The organism is Sulfitobacter sp. DSM 110093 (genome assembly GCF_022788715.1).
GTDB lineage: Bacteria > Pseudomonadota > Alphaproteobacteria > Rhodobacterales > Rhodobacteraceae > Sulfitobacter.
Window position 1 is genome coordinate 1,157,056 of sequence record NZ_CP085167.1, and the last position, 18,373, is coordinate 1,175,428.

Below are 18,373 nucleotides of genomic sequence, written 5' to 3' on the forward strand. Positions count from 1 at the left end.
GTTATTCTGCCACATTGACGCCAAAGCATTATCAACGGGTAAAGATTTTCAACGCATTTTATCTTCACCTGTCTTTACGCCGCCGCGGTCTGCCGTAGCGTAAATTCGCTAACTCAAAATTGAGTCAAAGAACATTTGCGGAACGTCTCTTTATCTCGTACCCCGGACGCGCTAGATTGTTGGCATGAGTGATTTTGACGAAATGGATGCCTTTGAAGGTGCATCATTGTCCGCCCGCGCGATGGCTGCGCGCCCGCAGCCTTATCTGGAGGGGTTGAACCCTGCCCAGCGTGCTGCGGTAGAGACAATGGACGGCCCCGTATTGATGCTCGCAGGGGCGGGCACCGGCAAGACACGGGCGTTGACTGCCCGAATCGTTCATTTGTTGAATACGGGGCGGGCACGGCCGAATGAGGTTTTGGCGGTCACCTTTACCAATAAGGCCGCGCGGGAGATGAAGAACCGCGTTGGTCAGATGCTGGGCCAACAGGTTGAGGGGATGCCGTGGCTTGGCACGTTCCATGCGATCTGCGTCAAGCTGCTGCGGCGTCACGCGGAACTGGTCGGGCTGAAAAGCAATTTCACGATCCTTGATACGGATGATCAATTGCGTTTGCTAAAGCAACTGGTCGCCGCCGAAGGGATCGACGACAAGCGCTGGCCTGCGCGAATGTTGGCCGGGATCATTGACGGCTGGAAGAATCGCGCGCTGACCCCGGACAAGATCCCGAGCGCGGATGCTGGCGCTTACAATCACCGCGGACCAGAGATTTATGCGCAATATCAACGCCGTCTGGTCGAATTGAACGCTACCGATTTCGGCGATCTGCTGCTGCATATGGTGACGATTTTCCAAGCGCATCCGGATGTGTTGGCGCAGTATCAGCGCTGGTTCAAATACATCCTCGTCGATGAGTATCAGGATACCAACGTGGCCCAATACCTGTGGCTGCGGCTGCTAGCGCAGGGGCACAAGAACATCTGCTGCGTGGGCGACGACGACCAGTCGATTTATGGCTGGCGCGGGGCCGAAGTGGGCAATATCCTGCGGTTTGAGACGGATTTCCCCGGCTCGCATGTGGTCAAGCTTGAGCAAAATTACCGCTCGACCCCACATATTCTCGCGGCGGCTTCGGGTGTGATTGCGGGCAATGAAGGGCGTTTGGGCAAAACGCTCTGGACCGAGGAAACCGAGGGAGAAAAGGTTCGCCTTATCGGCCATTGGGATGGTGAAGAAGAAGCTCGCTGGATCGGGGATGAAATCGAATCCGCGCAGCGCGGCACGCGGGGGCTGAGCCCTTTTTCGCTCGACGATATGGCAATTCTGGTCCGGGCGAGCCATCAGATGCGCGCTTTTGAGGACCGTTTCCTGACCATCGGCTTGCCCTACAAGGTGATCGGAGGCCCGCGCTTTTACGAGCGTTTGGAGATTCGCGATGCTATGGCCTATTTCCGCGTGGTCACCAGCCCTGACGATGATCTGGCTTTTGAGCGGATCGTAAACACGCCGAAACGCGGTTTGGGTGAAAAAGCGCAGCAGAAAATTCAGCGCACCGCACGCGCTCACGGGGTGAACCTTGTCGAGGGTGCGCGGATCCTTTTGGCGCATGATGGGATCGGCGGCAAAGGGGCGGCGCAGTTGCGGCTGCTGATTGACGGGATCGACCGTTGGTCATCGATCCTGCGCGGTCCACGGATTGAAATCAGCGAAGATGATAACGTGCTGGATGACGGGATTGCCCCGTTGCGGGTGGATTACGGCCCGCCCGAAGTGTCGCATGTAGAACTGGCCGAGATGATTCTCGACGAAAGCGGCTATACCGGGATGTGGCAGAACGACAAAACGCCCGAGGCACCGGGACGTTTGGAAAACCTCAAGGAACTGGTCAAGGCGCTGGAAGGGTTTGAAAATCTGCAAGGTTTCCTCGAACACGTCAGCTTGATCATGGATAATGAGCAGGAGGGCGATGGCGAGAAGGTCTCGATCATGACGCTCCATGCGGCCAAAGGGTTGGAATTCCCCATGGTTTTCCTGCCCGGCTGGGAAGACGGATTGTTCCCCTCGCAACGCTCAATGGACGAAAGCGGGATCAAGGGCTTGGAGGAAGAGCGGCGGTTGGCCTACGTCGGCATCACCCGCGCCGAGCAGATTTGCACCATCTCCTTTGCCGCCAATCGCCGGGTATTCGGCCAGTGGCAAAACGCGATGCCTTCGCGCTTTGTTGATGAACTGCCCGAAGAGCATGTGGATGTGCTGACCCCGCCGGGACTTTACGGCGGTGGGTTTGGGGCTGCCATGCCGCAGTCTGACCTGCATGACCGTGCGGCAAGTTCGAATGTCTATAACTCTCCGGGGTGGAAACGCCTGCAATCGCGCAGCGGCGCGCGGGGCACCAGCCAGCCGCGCGAAAGCCGCAACGTCACGATCGACATGCAAGCGGTCGCCGCCTTTGAAATGGGCGAGCGTGTTTTCCACGATAAATTCGGCTATGGCGAGGTGATCGGTATGGAGGGCGACAAGATGGAAGTCGCTTTCGAAAAGGCCGGAACCAAGAAGGTCGTGTCGCGGTTCTTGACCGGCGGGAAAGACGTGCCCTTCTAAGGCTGTCTTGCTGCCTATCCGTGGCTGAAAAATACCTTTTAAACAGCATCTTACATACAAAAACGACGGCACCTTGGGAGGAAGGTGCCGCCGTTTCTATGTCGGCCCGAAGCGTCGAGGGAGGGTCGGCTTCGGGTCTCCTTGCGGGGTCCGCCTCATCAGGGAGGAGGAAAGTGACGCGCACCCCGGCTTTCAGACGGCAGAACAGGGAGGGGTTCTGACGTCCGATCTCTATCTCGGCTCAGCCGCGGGAAGATTCCCATGCGACGCGGCGCAGTTCGGAACGGCTCAGACCAAGGTCTGCCAGTTCGCGGTTGCTCAACGCGCTCAGGCCGTCGAAAGTTTCACGGTACAGGCGATGCTGTTTGTAGCGGGTTGCAAGACCTTCGAATGCGCCGCCGATACGGGCGAATACGGAAGTTGTGTTTGCGGTTGTTGTGTTCATGTAAGCCATTTCGGCGCCTCTTTTTTCATCGGTTAATCATCTCGTTGCGTGCTATTTACGCTCTTTCTGCATTTGCACAACTGGCATAAGGGCAATGCCGCTATGCAGAAATCGCATAGGTGAAAATATCCATAAGATATTGAATTGAAACGACTTCATCAGCGGACCAATTTTGCGCGCTGTCACAAAACTGTCATCTGAAGGGGGGGAGGGAAAGAGCGGCGACATCTGGGAGGAGGTAGATGTCGCCGCCAATTACAGACACATCCGGGAGGAGGATGGATACGTCTGGTCTTTCCAAACTCAGCTACATCCGGGAGGAGGATGGACGCATCTAAGTCTTCTCAAAATCAGACACATTCGGGAGGAGGATGAATGTGTCTGGTCTTTCCGAAAGCTGGGCGCTTGGCCCTGCCTATGAACCTAAGTTAGCGCTAATTGCTGCGCTTGCACAATATTTCTTTTTGCAATGCTGCTATGCAGCAAAAACATGGTATGCCTGCGTAATTCTTGGGCATTGCGCCTGTTCCTTATGCGAAACAGGCCATCCCCTTGCGCTTGGCGTAGAACCTGCCATTTCAGGAGGCCTAATAGAGGAGAATTTGCGCATGTCTGTGACCAAAGCAGAAGTCGAAGCGGCGCTGGAGCGGGTGCAACTGCCTGACGGAAAGAGCCTGCTATCCCATGATTTAATCCGTGCATTGGTGATTGATGGCGAAAAAGTGCGATTCGTCATCGAGGCGCCCAATGCTGACGTGGCCCGCCAGATGGCGCCACTGCGAGACGCGGCAGAGCAGGTGGTGCGCGACTTGCCCGGAGTTGGCGATGTTTCGGTCGCACTTACCGCCCATGGCCCTGCGCCCAAAGCGCCTAGTCTCAAGGTCGGGGGGCATCCAAAGCCACAAGACGGGCCGATGAAGCCCAGCGGTGTGAAGCGCATCTTGGCTATCGGTTCAGGTAAGGGCGGTGTGGGGAAGTCCACTGTCAGCTCGAATCTCGCTGTGGCGCTGGCGCGGGCGGGCCGTAAGGTGGGGTTGTTGGACGCTGATATCTATGGTCCCAGCCAGCCGCGCATGATGGGGGTGAATAAGCGCCCCGCCAGCCCTGACGGTAAAACGATCATCCCGCTTCAGGCGCATGGCGTCACAATGATGTCGATCGGCTTTATGCTAGAAGAAGGCAAGGCCGTGGTTTGGCGCGGGCCGATGTTGATGGGCGCGTTGCAGCAGATGCTAGGTCAGGTGGAGTGGGGCGAGCTTGATGTGCTGCTTGTCGATCTTCCGCCCGGTACGGGGGATGTGCAGCTTACGCTTTGCACCAAATCTGAGCTTTCGGGTGCAATTGTCGTCAGTACGCCGCAGGACGTGGCGCTGATCGACGCACGCAAAGCGTTGGATATGTTTGCCACGCTGAAAACACCCGTTCTGGGGTTGATTGAGAATATGTCGATGTTCGTCTGCCCCGACTGCGGATCGCAGCATGAGATATTTGGTCACGGTGGCGTGGCAGCAGAGGCCGATAAGATGGGGGTGCCGCTGCTGGGCAGCCTGCCAATTGATCTGGAGACCCGTCTTGCGGGGGATAGTGGCACGCCAGTTGCCGCAGGCGAGGGGGCCATGGCCGATGCTTATGCCCGCATCGCGCGTGGGCTGATCGACGGCGGTATGGCGTGAATAGAGGGGCGCGGGCGGCTTAGCCCAGCTCGCGCCCTTCGATCAGATGGCCATATAGCGTTGTCAGCATCGAGACGAAGACAAGCCCCTCTATAAGATAGAGCGCTGAATCCAGCATCAGGCGCACACCGGGGTCGGCGGGCAGCAGCATGCCCGCGATAACCCCTAATAGTGTGTTCACCACAGCCAGCAGTACGGCCAGCGCCCATAGCGTGCCCGATAGTGGTTCGGTCGCGCGCCAGCTTTCGCGTACTGCCATGACGTGACCCATGGCCGCTGCGGGCAGCACAAGGCTGAGCCGCAGCGCCAACCACAAAAACGCCACCCCCGCGACCAGCCCGATCAGCAGCAGTGCTGCCGGGCTCGACCCGGTGAGGCCGCCAACCAACAGCATGGCAATCCCGATGGGGATCGCGGCAAGGAACTGCACAAAACCCAACACGATGGCGCGCCAAACGTAGCTCCAAAACAGCCGTGTGCCGGGGCGTACCTCTGCCCCTGTGGCGTCACGGTCAAGCAGGACATGGCGATGCCAAAGCACAGCCATCAGCGCATAGCCCAAGATGCCCGCAAGGCCGCAGGCGATCAGAATTAGCAGCTGATCCGTTGGTGGCGGGGCGGCGCGGTCTATCACTTGATCCATCGCGCCCAATGCATCACTTGCCAGCACGCCTGCCACGGCTGCCGCCCCCATGACCCAGAAAACTGCTGGCAAGATTACCCGCAGTGTCGTGGCTGGCGCGTGAAACAACATATTCAGCGCGTGCGTAAAAAGAGCTGTGGCTTGGATCATGATGCACTCCTCCGATTTGCGGCACTACATGGCTTTGCGGCACTACATGGCGCGGGCGTGGCGAAAGAACAAGATGCAGCTACGCGATCTGGGAGGTTCGGCTGGGAAAGCGTGGGTAGGCGGGACAACATGGGAAATGTTGCGGGAATACATGGGAAGTCTGGGAAATGATGGGCCAGCCATGGCCTGCTGGCGCGAGTTGCCGATTCGCAGGCGCGGGAATGGGCGTTGATTTTGTCGACTGATCCAGCGATCCTGACGAAAGTTTCAGAACAGGCAACGAACACGCCCTGTGGATAACTGTGTGTGCAAAATTCAGTGGGAAACCGTGGGACATTATGCCGGCGTCAAGGTGGCAACAATATCTTGTGCTGCTAGCTTGTATCTCACCTAATTGAGCCATTTTCCGCTCAAAAAGTTATACCAGATGTTGTTCCCACACCCTGTGCAAAACAAAATATTGCGCCGATTTTCAAAAAAATTGTAGACGCCCATCAATTCCCATGGCATCCCTTGTTCATCGGATGAGAACGGGACACGGGGCAGCAAACGACCCCAAAATAAAACAAAACCTAGCAGGTTTCATACAGGCACCTCGCTTTCATCAGACCAAAGAGATCCGGCGCGTGAGCGAGCAGACATCCCCCCAGGTGGCGCGCGCAGTCGGACTTCCCCGCCAAGCTGCGGGACGTGGGCGGCGGGTTGATCAGTGGCAGCAGATCAACCCGCCGTTTCCATTTCCAGGCAGCGATTTTCGGATCAGGGCGGACAACGAATTAAGCGCAAAGGCGCAAGAGGCAGGGACAGAACGTGAGCCGCAGGTTCAGAGGCGAGAGCCAACACAAGGTCGATACGAAGGGGCGGGTGTCTATCCCAGCCTCTTTTCGGCGTGTGTTGGAGGCTGGCGATCCGAACTGGAAAAGCGGCGACAACCCTGAGCTGGTCATTGTCTATGGCGACCAGCGCCGCAACTACCTTGAATGCTACACTATGGAAGCCATCGAAGAGGTCGACGCCAAGATCGACCGCATGCCGCGTGGCTCCATGCAGCGTAAGGCGCTTCAGCGTCTGTTTCACGGCCAGTCTTTCCCGACCACGGTAGATGAGACAGGTCGTTTGGTGCTGCCCGCCAAACTGCGCAACAAGATCGAACTCAACGGCGAGGCGTTCTTTATCGCTGCCGGTGACACCTTCCAGATTTGGAAGCCCGAAACCTACGAGACCGAGGAAGAAGCATGGCAGCAAGAGCTGCCGGATGATGTCGATCCGCTCTCGTTCCTTGATGGTGACATGGAGGTCTAACGGAATGGTTGCTGCCTCTAACCCTTCCGCCCCTCACACACCCGTTCTGCTGCGTCCTATTCTAAACGCCGTAGCGCCCGTGGAAGGGGTCTGGCTTGACGGGACCTTTGGTGCCGGCGGCTATACCCGTGGTTTTCTAGAAGCCGGCGCCGCGCGTGTGATCGCGGTGGACCGTGACCCGCTGGCGTTCGAGATGGCAGCGGAATGGGCGGGCGAATACGGCGACCGCATCACCATGCAGCAGGGCGTCTTCTCGCGCATGGATGAATATGCCCAAGACCTTGATGGGGTGGTGCTGGATCTCGGCGTTTCTTCGATGCAGCTTGATCAGGCCGAGCGTGGGTTCTCCTTTATGAAGGACGGCCCGCTCGACATGCGGATGAGCCAAGACGGCCCCTCGGCGGCGGATCTGGTCAATGAGGCCGAAGAAGAGATCATCGCCAACATTCTGTTTCAATATGGCGAAGAACGCGCCTCGCGCCGGATCGCCAAGTCGATTGTTCGTGCCCGAGAAGACGCGCCGATTACCACCACATTGGAATTGGCCAAACTTGTCGAAGGCTGTCTGCCACGTTCCAAGCCCGGCCAGAGCCATCCCGCCACGCGCAGCTTCCAAGCGCTGCGCATCGCGGTGAACAACGAATATGGCGAGCTGTTTCAGGGTCTTATGGCCGCTGAACGCGCGCTGAAGCCGGGCGGAAAACTGGCCGTGGTGACCTTTCATTCGGTCGAGGACCGCATGGTCAAACGCTTCCTCACCGCGCGGGCAGGGGCCGGGGGCAATGCCAACCGTTTCGCCCCCGCGCTAGAGCAGGCACCGCCGCAGTTCACACTGAAATCCCGCAAGGCGATTGGTCCCGACGCGCAGGAATTGGACGAAAACCCGCGCAGCCGTTCGGCCAAACTGCGGGTGGCCACGCGCACCGATGCGCCCAGTGGCGAAATTGATGCGAAATCCATCGGCATGCCGATGGTCAGGGGGATCTGAGAGATGCGTACGGTGATGTATATCCTCACCACCATTGCCGTGGTCGGGCTAGCCTTCTGGGCGTACCGCGAGAATTACGCGACCCAGCAGGCGCTAAGTGATGCCGACCGTCTGCACGCCAATATTCGTGCTGCCCATGCCCGGCTGGCCGTTTTGCGTGCCGAATGGGCATTTCAGAACCGCCCCGACCGTCTGCGCGATCTGGCTGATCTGAACTTTGACCGTCTTGGTCTGTTGCCACTGCATCCCGGCCAGTTCGGGCAGGTCGATCAGGTTACCTATCCACCCGCGCCGATGCTGCCGATCACCGATCCGGTCGATGTCTCGACCATGAATTACGACGCGCTCACTGGCGCGGATGAGTCCGAGGAGGACTTTGAATGATCCGCACCCCGCTTCGCCCACTGGCCCGCATTCTTGATGCCCGCGAAAAGGGCGAAAACCCCGACGCGATCGAGCGTGAGAACAAGCGCATCCGCCATGAGCAGATGCGCGACAAAGCCCGTATGCGCGCCGAGGGGCGGCTTTTGGTGCTGGGTGTCTGTTTCCTCTGTGCCTTCACCGTGATCGGCGGGCGCATGGGTCTGCTGGCGATGTCAGAGCCGTCAGAGCCGCGTGGCCATGCACCGGGGGCTGTCATTTCGGCCTCCCGCGCCGACATCACCGACCGCAACGGCAACCTTCTGGCCACCAATTTTGAGACTCACGCACTCTACGCGCAGCCGCGTCACATGATCGACCCCGAAGCGGCAGCGAAGAAGCTGGTCAAAGTCTTTCCTGACCTCAAGGAAGAGCGTCTGATAAAGGACTTCACGGGCAAGCGTAAGTTTCTGTGGATCAAAAAGAAAATCAGCCCAGAGCAGATGCAGGCCGTGCATGATATCGGCGATCCGGGCCTTTTGTTTGCACCGCGCGACATGCGCCTCTATCCCAACGGCTCGCTGGCCGCACATGTGCTCGGCGGGGCGAGCTATGGCAAGGAAGGCGTCCACGCCGCCGAGGTGATCGGCGTCGCGGGGGCCGAGAAATATTTCGACGATTACCTGCGCGATCCGGCCAATGGCGCGAAACCGCTGGAGTTGTCGCTTGACCTGACCGTGCAAGCGGCATCTGAGCGGGTGCTCTACGGCGGCATGAAGCTGATGAACGCCAAAGGCGCCACCAGCATTCTAATGGATGTGCACACTGGCGAAGTGATCTCTGTCGCGTCGCTGCCTGATTTCGACCCCAACAACCGCCCCCGTCCGCTGACCCAAGGCGATGCCTCCGACAGCCCGCTGTTCAACCGGTCGGTGCAGGGGGTTTACGAGCTCGGCTCGACCTTCAAGATCTTCGCGGCAGCTCAGGCGGTGGAGTTGGGCCTGTTCAACGCCGACACGATCATCGACACCTCCGGCCCGATGAAGGTCGGCGGTTTCCGCATCGGTGAATTCCGCAACAAGAACTACGGCAAGCTGAGCGTCGCGGACATTATCGTGCATTCCTCGAACCGGGGCACAGGCCGCATGGCGCTGGAAATCGGGATCGAGCGGCAGCAAGAGTTCCTCAAAAGCCTTGGTTTCTTTGAACCTACCCCCTTCGAGATCGTCGAAGCTTCAGGCGGGAAGCCGCTGTTGCCGAGCCGCTGGACCGAATTGTCGAGCGTCACGATCTCCTATGGTCACGGGTTGTCGAGCACGCCGATGCACCTTGCCGCGGGCTATGCAGCCATCGCCAATGGCGGGCGCGTGGTGAAGCCCACGCTGCTGAAACAATCCGCCCCCCAACTCGGCCCCCGCGTCATGTCGGAAGCGACCGCAGCACAGGCCCGCAATATGCTGCGCAAGGTGGTGACCGATGGCACGGCCAGCTTTGCCGAAGTGCCCGGCTATCAGATCGCAGGCAAAACCGGCACGGCGGACAAGCCCAAGCCTACTGGTGGCTATTACGACGACAAGGTGATCAACACTTTCGCCAGCATTTTCCCGATCAATGATCCCAAATATGTGTTGATCGTCACGCTGGATGAACCGGTCGAAACCTCTGGCCCGAAACCACGCCGCACGGCGGGTTGGACAGCCGTGCCCGTGGCCGCCGAGATGGTCCGCCGCATCGCGCCATTGCTGGGCCTGCGCCCCGCTGTTGAACCGGTGAACAACGCTGTGCTAACGCTGACCAGCAGCAACTGAAAAGACATCTCTATGACCGACCGGGCCGTACCCCTTTCCTCTCTCGGGCTGACCGCGCGGGCGGGGGCCAACCCCATGATCACCGGGATCGCGGTCGACAGCCGCGAGGTGCGCGAGGGCACGCTCTTCGCCGCCATGCCGGGCAGCCGCGTGCATGGGGCAGAATTTATTCAATACGCTCTCCGGATGGGCGCGGCGGCGGTGCTGACCGACGCAGCAGGGGCCAAGATCGCCGCCGAGGAACTGTCGGGCTCTGACGCGGCGCTGGTGGTTTCCGACTCCCCGCGCGAGGCGCTGGCGCGGACGGCGGCGCTGTGGTTCGGTGGCCAGCCCGCCACGATGATCGCCGTGACGGGCACCAACGGAAAAACCTCGGTCTCGACCTTTGTGCGCCAGATTTGGGTTGAGATGGGATTGCCTGCCGTGAACCTTGGCACCACCGGGGTCGAGGGCGCATGGGCCGCCCCGCTGGCGCATACCACGCCCGAGCCGATCACCCTGCACCGCACGCTGGCCGAGGCCGCACAGAACGGCATTACCCATGCCGCGATGGAGGCGTCGAGCCACGGGCTTGACCAGCGCCGTTTGGACGGGGTTACGCTCAAGGCGGCGGGGTTCACCAACTTCACCCAAGACCACCTTGATTATCACGAAACATTCGAGGCCTATTTCGCCGCCAAAGCTGCGCTTTTCGGCCGCGTTTTGCCCGAAGACGGCACGGCGGTGGTGAACACCGACGATGAAAAAGGCGTCGACATCGCTGCCATCGCCCGCGCGCGGGGCTGTGAAGTCATCACCGTGGGCCGGGACGGGGGCGATCTGCATTTGCAAGGTCAGCGTTTCGACGCAACCGGACAAGACCTGCGCTTCACATGGCGCGGCAAGACCTACCAAAAACGGCTCAACCTGATCGGCGGTTTTCAGGGCGACAACGTGCTGCTGGCGGCCGGGTTGGTGATCGCCTGCGGTGCTGATGCGCAAGAGGTTTTCGACACGCTGCCGCATCTCACCACTGTCCGAGGCCGGATGCAGCTTGCCGCCACGCGCGACAATGGCGCGGCGGTTTTTGTCGATTACGCCCATACGCCCGATGCCGTGGCCACTGCCCTCGCGGCCATGCGCCCGCATGTGATGGGACGGCTCGTTGCCATCGTCGGCGCGGGTGGGGACCGGGACCGGGCCAAGCGCCCCTTGATGGGGCAGGCAGCGGCAGAAAATGCGGATATGGTCATCGTGACTGACGACAACCCGCGCAGCGAAGACCCGGCCAGCATCCGCGCCGCTGTACTGGACGGCGCGCCCGATGCGATGGAGGTCGGCGACCGCGCCGAGGCAATCCTGCGCGGCGTCGATGCTTTGGAGCCGGGCGACGCGCTGCTCATCGCGGGCAAAGGCCATGAAACCGGGCAGATTGTTGGTGACGACGTGCTGCCCTTTGACGATGTAGAACAGGCCAGCGTGGCCGTGGCGGCACTGGACGGGAGATTGGCATGAGCCTTTGGACAGCGACAGAAGCGGCGGAAGCCACGGGGGGCCGCGCGCAGGGTGATTGGGCCTGCAACGGTGTGTCGATCGACACGCGGACCTTGCAGCCCGGCGATCTCTTCGTGGCCCTCAAAGCCGCGCGGGACGGGCATGAGTTCGTGGCCCAAGCGCTCGACAAAGGGGCGGCTGCCGCGCTTGTGACCCATCTGCCCGAAGGCGTCGCCGAGGATGCGCCGCTGCTGATCGTCGAAGACGTACAGACCGCGCTTGAGGCGTTGGGCCGGGCAGGGCGTGCGCGTCTGGGTCCGCAGGCCAAGGTCGCGGCGGTGACGGGCAGCGTCGGCAAAACCTCGACCAAGGAAATGCTGCTGGCGATCTTCGGCGATCAGGGCCGGGCGCATGCCAGCGTCGACAGCTACAATAACCACTGGGGCGTGCCGCTGACGCTGGCACGGATGCCGCGCGATACCGATTACGCGGTGATCGAAATTGGCATGAACCACCCCGGAGAGATTGCACCCCTCGCCGAACAGGCGCGGCCCGATGCGGCGATGGTCACGAATGTCGCTGCCGTCCACCTCGAAGCCTTCAAGGATGTCGCCGCCATCGCGGTGGAAAAGGCCAGCATTTTTGATGGCATGGAACCAGGCGGCGTGGCGGTGATTAACGCCGACCATGAACATAGCGATATCGTGCTCGACAAGGCACTGGAACGGGGCCTGCGCGAAACCACCTTTGGCCAAGCGGGCCACCACTACAAGCTGGGCGAGGTCAAAGTGCAGGGCGATGCCACCGTGGCCCAAGCCGAGGTCGAAGGCGCGCCGCTGATCTTCAAGATCGCCACACCGGGGCGGCATTTTGCGATGAACGGGCTTGGCGCGCTGGCGGTGGCCGAAGCGCTTGGCGCGGATCGGGCGCTGGCGGTGCAATCGCTGGGCCGCTGGTCGCCCTATGCTGGGCGCGGGGTGCGCGAACGCATTTTGCTGGATACCGTCGATACCCATTTGGCGCTGGAACTGATCGACGACAGCTATAACGCCAACCCGACCTCCATGGCCGCAGCACTTGAAGTGCTGGCGGCCTCGGAAGTGACACATGACATCGGCCGCGTCAGCAAGGGGCGGCGGATTGCCTTTGTCGGCGACATGAAAGAACTCGGCCCCGAGGCCGTGGCGCTGCACGCCGGTCTGGCCGATCTTGAGGCCACCCGCGCGCTCGACGTGGTGCATTGCGTCGGCCCGCTGATGAAAGCCTTTTACGACAACCTGCCCGAACACCAGCGTGGCGATTGGACAGAGACCTCCGAAGAGATGTTGCAAGGTCTCCGCAGTCGTCTTGATTCCGGCGATGTCGTGCTGATCAAAGGGTCGCTTTCGATGAAGCTGGGCGGTATTGTTGACGCCATCCGCAAAATGGGCCATCCGGTCCCGACCGCCTGATTGGCGATTCACCCCACATGATGAGTTAGGACGCGATATATGCTCTATTGGTTGACGCTGCTGTCTGATGGCGGCGATTTTTTTAACCTGTTTCGCTATATCACCTTCCGCGCAGGCGGGGCGTTTTTGACGGCGTTGATCTTCGGTTTTCTCTTCGGCAAGCCGCTGATCGAAGTGCTGCGCAAGCGGCAGGGCAAGGGCCAGCCCATTCGGGATGACGGCCCCGAAGGGCATTTCGCCAAAGCGGGCACGCCCACCATGGGCGGGCTGTTGATCGTGGGCGCGTTGCTCACCTCGACCCTGCTTTGGGCGCGGCTCGACAATCCGTATATCTGGCTCGTGCTGTTTGTAACCATGAGCTTTGCCGCCATCGGTTACGCAGACGACCATGCCAAGGTCAGCAAACAGAACACCGACGGTGTGCCGGGCAAGGTGCGGCTTTTGCTGGGCTTTCTGATCGCGGGCATCGCGGGCTATTGGGCCGCGCAGTATCACCCGGCAGAGTTGCAGTACCAACTGGCGTTGCCGGTGTTCAAAGATACGCTGGTCAACCTTGGCATTCTGTTTGTGCCATTCGCAATTATCGTGATCGTCGGATCAGCCAATGCGGTGAACCTGACCGACGGGCTTGACGGCTTGGCGATCATGCCGGTGATGATCGCCGCCGGAGCGCTTGGCGTCATCGCCTATGCCGTGGGCCGGGTCGACTTCACCGACTATCTCGACGTGCATTATGTGCCGGGAACGGGGGAAATCCTGATCTTCACGGCTGGGCTCTTTGGCGGTGGCTTGGGCTTTTTGTGGTACAACGCGCCGCCCGCCGCGGTCTTCATGGGGGACACCGGCTCATTGGCGCTCGGCGGCGCTTTGGGGGCGATTGCAGTTGCAACGAAACACGAGTTGGTGCTGGCGGTCGTCGGCGGTCTCTTCGTGGTCGAGGCGCTCTCGGTCATTGTGCAGGTGCTCTACTTCAAGCGCACCGGCAAGCGGGTGTTCCTGATGGCACCGATCCACCACCATTACGAGAAAAAGGGCTGGGCCGAGCCGCAGATCGTGATCCGCTTCTGGATCATCTCGCTGATCCTCGCCCTGTTGGGTCTGGCGACGCTCAAGGTCCGCTAAGCCTAGAAGATCGACCAATCCATGTGACGTGCCAAAAGGGCCAGTGCTTCGGTGCCCTTTTGGCTGTTGCCATAACGGTTCAGCCCCGGTGACCAGACCGCGATGCTGGCCCGCCCCGGCACGATGGCGAGGATGCCGCCACCTACGCCGGATTTGCCCGGCAGGCCCACGCGGTAGGCGAAATCTCCCGACCCATCGTAATGCCCACAGGTCAGCATCAGCGCGTTCAGCCGTCTGATGCGGCTTGGCGCGACCAAGCGCGGCACGTCGGGCGCTTCGATCAGGAAACGCCCCGCCATGGCAAGCTGCTGCACCGTCATCTCCATCGCGCAGTGGTGGAAATAGGTGCCAAGCGTCCGCTCCGGCGCGTTGTTGAGGTTGCCATAGGATTTCAGGAAATGGGCCAGCGCAAAGTTCCGGTGGCCGAAGTCGGTCTCTGACGCGGCAACGGTGTCATTGATGTGAATATCATCCGTGCCCGCAGCTTCACGCACGAAGCGCATGATCTCGGCCAGTGCTTCGCGCGGCTCACGGTTGCCCAGCACCTCGTCAGTGGTAACAATCGCGCCCGCGTTGATGAACGGATTGCGCGGGCGGCCCTGTTCCTGCTCAAGCTGTACGATGGAGTTGAACGCCCGCCCCGAAGGCTCGCGCCCCACACGGTGCCACAGTTGGTCGCCGGACCGGCCAAGGGCGATGGCGAGCGTGAACACTTTGGTAATGGATTGTACCGAAAAGGGCACCTGCGTATCGCCCGCCACATGGCACTGGCCATCCGCCGTCACCACCGCGATGCCGAACTGAGCCGGGTCCACTGTCGCTAGTTGCGGAATATAGGCCGCCACATCCCCCCAATGGTCGTCTTCGCGCATCATGTCATTGAGACGCGGCAACACATCGGCAAGGTCTGGTTTGGCGGGGCTGGACATCTATGGCGGCCTCTGGCTTGTGATAGGCGCATCATGCCCCCATTCTGGGGTCAACGGGTAGCAGGGGATTGCAGATGATTCCAGTACAGGGCTTGGAAGGCGCGCGCGTGGCGGTGCTGGGATTGGGCCGCTCGGGCCTGAGTGCGGCGCGCGCGTTACAGGCGGGCGGGGCCAAGGTTAGCTGTTGGGACGATGATCCGGCAGCACGCGCACGGGCCGAGCGGGAGGGGTTTGCCTGTGTTGACCTTAACGCCCCCGGCGCGCTTGATAAAATCACCCGGCTGATCGTCAGCCCCGGCATTCCGCATCTCTATCCCGCGCCGAACCCGGTGGTTGCCGCTGCCCTCGACGCTGGCGTGCCGGTGGACAATGACATCGGCCTGTTTTTCCAAAGCTTCGCCACGCTGGCGTGGGACCATTATGACGTGGCGCCCCGCGTCGTGGCCGTGACCGGGTCGAACGGCAAATCCACCACTTCGGCGTTGATCCATCATATCCTTGAGCATGTCGGGCGGCCCTGCCAACTGGCGGGCAACATCGGACGCGGGGTCTTGGACCTCGACCCTGCCGTGGATGGCGAGGTTGTCGTGCTGGAACTCAGCAGTTATCAGACGGAACTTGCCCGTGCGCTGACGCCGGATGTGGCGGTCTTTACCAATCTCAGCCCCGACCATCTGGACCGCCACGCAGGCATGGGCGGCTACTACGCGGCGAAACGTCGGCTGTTCTCAGAAGGCGGGCCAGACCGCGCAGTGATCGGTGTGGACGAGGCCGAGGGCCGTTTCCTCGCCGGGCAAATGAGCGAGGGACCAAGCGATGACCGGGTGATCCGCATCAGTGCAGAGACCAAACTCTCTGGTCCCGGCTGGCAGGTCTTTGCAAAGAAGGGGTTCTTGAGCGAATACCGCCGTGGCAAACAGGTCGGCTCGATCGATCTGCGCAGCATTCAGGGGTTGCCGGGCGCGCATAACCATCAGAACGCCTGTGCTGCCTATGCCGCCTGCCGCGCGCTTGGCCTTGCCCCGCGGGTGATCGAGGCGGCGTTCCACAGTTTCGGCGGCTTGCCCCATCGCAGCCAGACCGTGGCCGAGGCGCATGGCGTGCGCTACGTCAACGACAGCAAGGCCACCAATGTCGACAGCGCGGCCAAGGCGCTGGCCGCTTTCCGCAATATCCGCTGGATCTGCGGCGGGTTGGAGAAGGAAGGCGGGCTAAAAGGTCTGGCGGAGGCCCAAGGGTCAGTACGCAAGGCCTATGTCATTGGCCGCGAGGCCGCGCATTTTGCCATGCAGTTGACGACCGAAGCCGAAGTCTGCGGCACGATGGAGAAAGCCGTGGCGCGGGCTGCGGCAGAGGCGGAGGAGGGTGATGTCGTCCTGCTTGCCCCGGCGGCGGCAAGTTTCGATCAATATGACAATTTCGAACGGCGCGGTGAGGATTTCGTGGCGCAGGTGCAGAAGGTTTTGGCGGAGTAGGGCTGGGCTTAGCTGCCAATCGCCCGCGCCGCCGCCATGCCCGACGACCACGCCCACTGGAAGTTATACCCGCCGAGCCAGCCGGTCACGTCCACCGCTTCGCCGATGAAATAGAGACCGGGCACGTCCTTCGCCGCCATGGTCTTGGACGAGAGCGCATCGGTATCCACACCGCCCAGAGTGACCTCAGCGGTGCGATAGCCTTCGGTACCGCCGGGGTGCAATTGCCAGTTCTGCAGCGCCTCCACAAAGGCGATGAGCCGCGCGTCGGACCAATCCGCCAAGTTGCCCGAGAGGTCAAACTCTTGGCCTAAATAGTCCACCAATCGCGAGGGCAGGTGCTGCGCGAGGATGGTGGTGAAGTTGCGCCGCCCCGCAAGTTGCCTTTGATCGCGCAAGGCGTCCAACAGAGTGCCCTCGGGGGCGAGGTTCACGGTGATCGCTTCGCCCTCTTGCCAGTAGGACGACGCCTGCAAAACCGCGGGGCCAGAGAGGCCACGGTGAGTGAACAGCAGTGCCTCGTCAAAGCCAGTGGTTCCAGCGGTGATACGGGCAGGGGTGGCCACACCGGCCAGCGGTGCAAAGCGGCCTTCGGCAAAGGTGAAAGGCACCAGACCGGCGCGCGTATCAGTCACCTTCAGGCCGAACTGACGCGCGATGTCATATGCGATGCCCGTCGCGCCCATCTTAGGGATCGATTTGCCCCCTGTGGCGATGACAAGGTTGCGTGCAGTAACTTTCACTGTCCGATCAGGTGTCTGCAGGTCGAAGGTGATTTGGCCATCGACCTTGGCAAAATTGCTGGCGCTGCTTTGTAATTGCAGATCGACCCCGGCCTTTTGCATCAGCCCGCGCAGCATGGAGATAATCTCTTTCGCGCTGGTATCGCAGAAGAGTTGGCCCAAGGTTTTCTCATGCCACGCGATGCCGTGGCGATCGACCAGTTCGATGAAATCCCACTGGGTATAGCGCGCCAGTGCGGATTTCGCGAAATGCGGGTTCTGACTGAGAAACGCCTGCGGCTCGCAATACATATTGGTGAAGTTGCAGCGCCCACCGCCCGAGATGCGAATTTTCTCGCCCGGCGCTTTGGCATGGTCCACCACCAACGTGCGCCCGCCCGCGTGGGCCGCGCACATCATGCCAGCGGCTCCGGCTCCGATGATGGCTGTATCAACTTGCATGGGCGCGCTCTGCCCGAATGCGCAGGCCCGGTCAAGAAGACGTGACAGCGGTTGCCCGATCACTGATGCGTCATAGTTGGGGAGCAGACGCAAATGAAACAGGAGCAGAGAATGACCAAACTGACCGCAGAACAAGATTTTCCGAAGATGGACGTGGCCAAGCTGGGCGGCGGCACGCTGACCTTGGGCAACCCGCAAGAGGGGCGCGACTGGCAGCTGGTGGTGGTCTACCGTGGCTTGCACTGCCCGATCTGCAAAAAGTACCTCGCGCAACTTGAGAAGCTGCAAAGCCAGTTCCATGAAATCGGTGTGGATGTGATCGCCGTTTCGGGCGACCCCGAGGAAAAGGCCAAATCCATGGCCAAGGAAGACAATCTGACATTGCCCGTCGGCTATGACCTGAGCCTTGAGCAGATGGCGGAACTGGGCGTTTACATCTCTGACCCGCGCAGCCCGCAGGAGACCGACCGGCCCTTCGCCGAACCTGCCACCTTTGTCATCAACGACGAAGGCAAGCTGCAGATCATCGACATCTCGAACGCGCCCTTCGCCCGGCCCGAGTTGGAAGGCCTGCTAAACGGTCTCAAGTTCGTTCGCGACAAAGGCTACCCGGTGCGCGGCACCCACAAGGTGGGTTGATTGGGCGGCCTGATGAGCAGCCTGATACGGTGACCTGATCGCCTAGCGGCGGGGCCCTGCACGGCCCCGCCGACCCCAGCCACTGCCACGGGGTGAAATGCACTAGCTTCATGTCGCAATTCGGGCTAT

15 protein-coding genes are annotated in these 18,373 nt (G+C 60.9%); 11 read left to right on the forward strand and 4 right to left on the reverse strand.

What is annotated here, in order from left to right; all coding sequences use genetic code 11:
- The first annotated feature begins 184 nt into the window (after nucleotides 1–184).
- The gene (locus tag DSM110093_RS05605) at nucleotides 185–2,602 is read left to right on the forward strand and encodes a UvrD-helicase domain-containing protein (RefSeq protein WP_243267069.1); all 2,418 of its coding nucleotides are present in this window, start codon (nucleotides 185–187) and stop codon (nucleotides 2,600–2,602) included.
- Between the two features lie 241 nt (nucleotides 2,603–2,843).
- Here DSM110093_RS05605 and DSM110093_RS05610 read toward each other — a convergent pair whose 3' ends face one another.
- Nucleotides 2,844–3,056 carry a DUF1127 domain-containing protein gene (locus DSM110093_RS05610; protein ID WP_093926643.1) on the reverse strand — a complete coding sequence of 71 codons (213 nt, stop codon included), beginning with the start codon at nucleotides 3,054–3,056 and terminating at the stop codon, nucleotides 2,844–2,846.
- 599 nt (nucleotides 3,057–3,655) lie between these two features.
- On the opposite strand from DSM110093_RS05610, the gene DSM110093_RS05615 reads away from it, so the two are divergent.
- Nucleotides 3,656–4,720 (forward strand): Mrp/NBP35 family ATP-binding protein, encoded by a 1,065-nt coding sequence (locus DSM110093_RS05615; protein ID WP_243267070.1) that lies wholly within the window; start codon nucleotides 3,656–3,658, stop codon nucleotides 4,718–4,720.
- A 19-nt stretch (nucleotides 4,721–4,739) separates the two neighbouring features.
- Here the strand turns inward: DSM110093_RS05615 and DSM110093_RS05620 are convergent, their stop codons facing one another.
- Nucleotides 4,740–5,513 carry a hypothetical protein gene (locus DSM110093_RS05620; protein WP_243267071.1) on the reverse strand — a complete coding sequence of 258 codons (774 nt, stop codon included), beginning with the start codon at nucleotides 5,511–5,513 and terminating at the stop codon, nucleotides 4,740–4,742.
- Nucleotides 5,514–6,323: 810 nt separating this feature from the next.
- Between DSM110093_RS05620 and mraZ the strand changes: the two genes are divergently transcribed.
- Genes mraZ through mraY form a run of 7 tightly spaced genes read left to right on the forward strand, consistent with a single transcriptional unit; the run spans nucleotide 6,324 to nucleotide 14,017 of the window.
- Entirely contained in the window at nucleotides 6,324–6,815 is a 492-nt protein-coding gene (gene mraZ, locus DSM110093_RS05625; RefSeq protein WP_243267072.1) for a division/cell wall cluster transcriptional repressor MraZ, read from the forward strand.
- A 4-nt stretch (nucleotides 6,816–6,819) separates the two neighbouring features.
- Nucleotides 6,820–7,803 (forward strand): 16S rRNA (cytosine(1402)-N(4))-methyltransferase RsmH, encoded by a 984-nt coding sequence (gene rsmH, locus DSM110093_RS05630; RefSeq protein ID WP_243267073.1) that lies wholly within the window; start codon nucleotides 6,820–6,822, stop codon nucleotides 7,801–7,803.
- A gap of 3 nt (nucleotides 7,804–7,806) precedes the next feature.
- Complete coding sequence (locus DSM110093_RS05635; protein WP_007119414.1) at nucleotides 7,807–8,187, forward strand: hypothetical protein; 381 nt, start codon at nucleotides 7,807–7,809, stop codon at nucleotides 8,185–8,187.
- The gene (locus tag DSM110093_RS05640; protein ID WP_243267074.1) at nucleotides 8,184–9,971 is read left to right on the forward strand and encodes a penicillin-binding protein 2; all 1,788 of its coding nucleotides are present in this window, start codon (nucleotides 8,184–8,186) and stop codon (nucleotides 9,969–9,971) included. The genes DSM110093_RS05635 and DSM110093_RS05640 overlap by 4 nt, the downstream gene beginning before the upstream one ends.
- A gap of 12 nt (nucleotides 9,972–9,983) precedes the next feature.
- Nucleotides 9,984–11,465 (forward strand): UDP-N-acetylmuramoyl-L-alanyl-D-glutamate--2,6-diaminopimelate ligase, encoded by a 1,482-nt coding sequence (locus DSM110093_RS05645; protein WP_243267075.1) that lies wholly within the window; start codon nucleotides 9,984–9,986, stop codon nucleotides 11,463–11,465.
- Complete coding sequence (gene murF / locus DSM110093_RS05650) at nucleotides 11,462–12,895, forward strand: UDP-N-acetylmuramoyl-tripeptide--D-alanyl-D-alanine ligase (RefSeq protein ID WP_243267076.1); 1,434 nt, start codon at nucleotides 11,462–11,464, stop codon at nucleotides 12,893–12,895. The genes DSM110093_RS05645 and murF overlap by 4 nt, the downstream gene beginning before the upstream one ends.
- Nucleotides 12,896–12,934: 39 nt before the next feature.
- On the forward strand, nucleotides 12,935–14,017 hold the full coding sequence (mraY, locus tag DSM110093_RS05655; protein ID WP_243267077.1) for a phospho-N-acetylmuramoyl-pentapeptide-transferase: 1,083 nt from the start codon (nucleotides 12,935–12,937) through the stop codon (nucleotides 14,015–14,017).
- Between the two features lie 2 nt (nucleotides 14,018–14,019).
- Here the strand turns inward: mraY and DSM110093_RS05660 are convergent, their stop codons facing one another.
- Nucleotides 14,020–14,946: a glutaminase gene (locus DSM110093_RS05660; protein WP_243267078.1), complete on the reverse strand. Its 927-nt coding sequence runs from the start codon at nucleotides 14,944–14,946 to the stop codon at nucleotides 14,020–14,022.
- Between the two features lie 74 nt (nucleotides 14,947–15,020).
- On the opposite strand from DSM110093_RS05660, the gene murD reads away from it, so the two are divergent.
- Complete coding sequence (gene murD / locus DSM110093_RS05665; protein ID WP_243267079.1) at nucleotides 15,021–16,421, forward strand: UDP-N-acetylmuramoyl-L-alanine--D-glutamate ligase; 1,401 nt, start codon at nucleotides 15,021–15,023, stop codon at nucleotides 16,419–16,421.
- 8 nt (nucleotides 16,422–16,429) lie between these two features.
- On the opposite strand, the gene DSM110093_RS05670 is transcribed toward murD, so the two are convergent.
- Nucleotides 16,430–17,605: an NAD(P)/FAD-dependent oxidoreductase gene (locus tag DSM110093_RS05670; RefSeq protein ID WP_243267080.1), complete on the reverse strand. Its 1,176-nt coding sequence runs from the start codon at nucleotides 17,603–17,605 to the stop codon at nucleotides 16,430–16,432.
- Between the two features lie 111 nt (nucleotides 17,606–17,716).
- Between DSM110093_RS05670 and DSM110093_RS05675 the strand changes: the two genes are divergently transcribed.
- A complete protein-coding gene (locus DSM110093_RS05675) occupies nucleotides 17,717–18,244 on the forward strand; it encodes a peroxiredoxin-like family protein (protein WP_243267081.1) in 528 nt (175 codons plus the stop codon).
- Nucleotides 18,245–18,373 lie beyond the last annotated feature (129 nt).

Excerpts from the sequence above, each read along its gene's own strand:
- DSM110093_RS05605 (WP_243267069.1), top strand. The coding sequence starts at position 185 with ATGAGTGATTTTGACGAAATGGATGCCTTTGAAGGTGCATCATTGTCC.
- DSM110093_RS05610 (WP_093926643.1), bottom strand. The coding sequence starts at position 3,056 with ATGGCTTACATGAACACAACAACCGCAAACACAACTTCCGTATTCGCC.
- DSM110093_RS05615 (WP_243267070.1), top strand. The coding sequence starts at position 3,656 with ATGTCTGTGACCAAAGCAGAAGTCGAAGCGGCGCTGGAGCGGGTGCAA.
- DSM110093_RS05620 (WP_243267071.1), bottom strand. The coding sequence starts at position 5,513 with ATGATCCAAGCCACAGCTCTTTTTACGCACGCGCTGAATATGTTGTTT.
- rsmH (WP_243267073.1), top strand. The coding sequence starts at position 6,820 with ATGGTTGCTGCCTCTAACCCTTCCGCCCCTCACACACCCGTTCTGCTG.
- DSM110093_RS05635 (WP_007119414.1), top strand. The coding sequence starts at position 7,807 with ATGCGTACGGTGATGTATATCCTCACCACCATTGCCGTGGTCGGGCTA.
- DSM110093_RS05640 (WP_243267074.1), top strand. The coding sequence starts at position 8,184 with ATGATCCGCACCCCGCTTCGCCCACTGGCCCGCATTCTTGATGCCCGC.
- DSM110093_RS05645 (WP_243267075.1), top strand. The coding sequence starts at position 9,984 with ATGACCGACCGGGCCGTACCCCTTTCCTCTCTCGGGCTGACCGCGCGG.
- murF (WP_243267076.1), top strand. The coding sequence starts at position 11,462 with ATGAGCCTTTGGACAGCGACAGAAGCGGCGGAAGCCACGGGGGGCCGC.
- mraY (WP_243267077.1), top strand. The coding sequence starts at position 12,935 with ATGCTCTATTGGTTGACGCTGCTGTCTGATGGCGGCGATTTTTTTAAC.
- DSM110093_RS05660 (WP_243267078.1), bottom strand. The coding sequence starts at position 14,946 with ATGTCCAGCCCCGCCAAACCAGACCTTGCCGATGTGTTGCCGCGTCTC.
- murD (WP_243267079.1), top strand. The coding sequence starts at position 15,021 with ATGATTCCAGTACAGGGCTTGGAAGGCGCGCGCGTGGCGGTGCTGGGA.
- DSM110093_RS05670 (WP_243267080.1), bottom strand. The coding sequence starts at position 17,605 with ATGCAAGTTGATACAGCCATCATCGGAGCCGGAGCCGCTGGCATGATG.
- DSM110093_RS05675 (WP_243267081.1), top strand. The coding sequence starts at position 17,717 with ATGACCAAACTGACCGCAGAACAAGATTTTCCGAAGATGGACGTGGCC.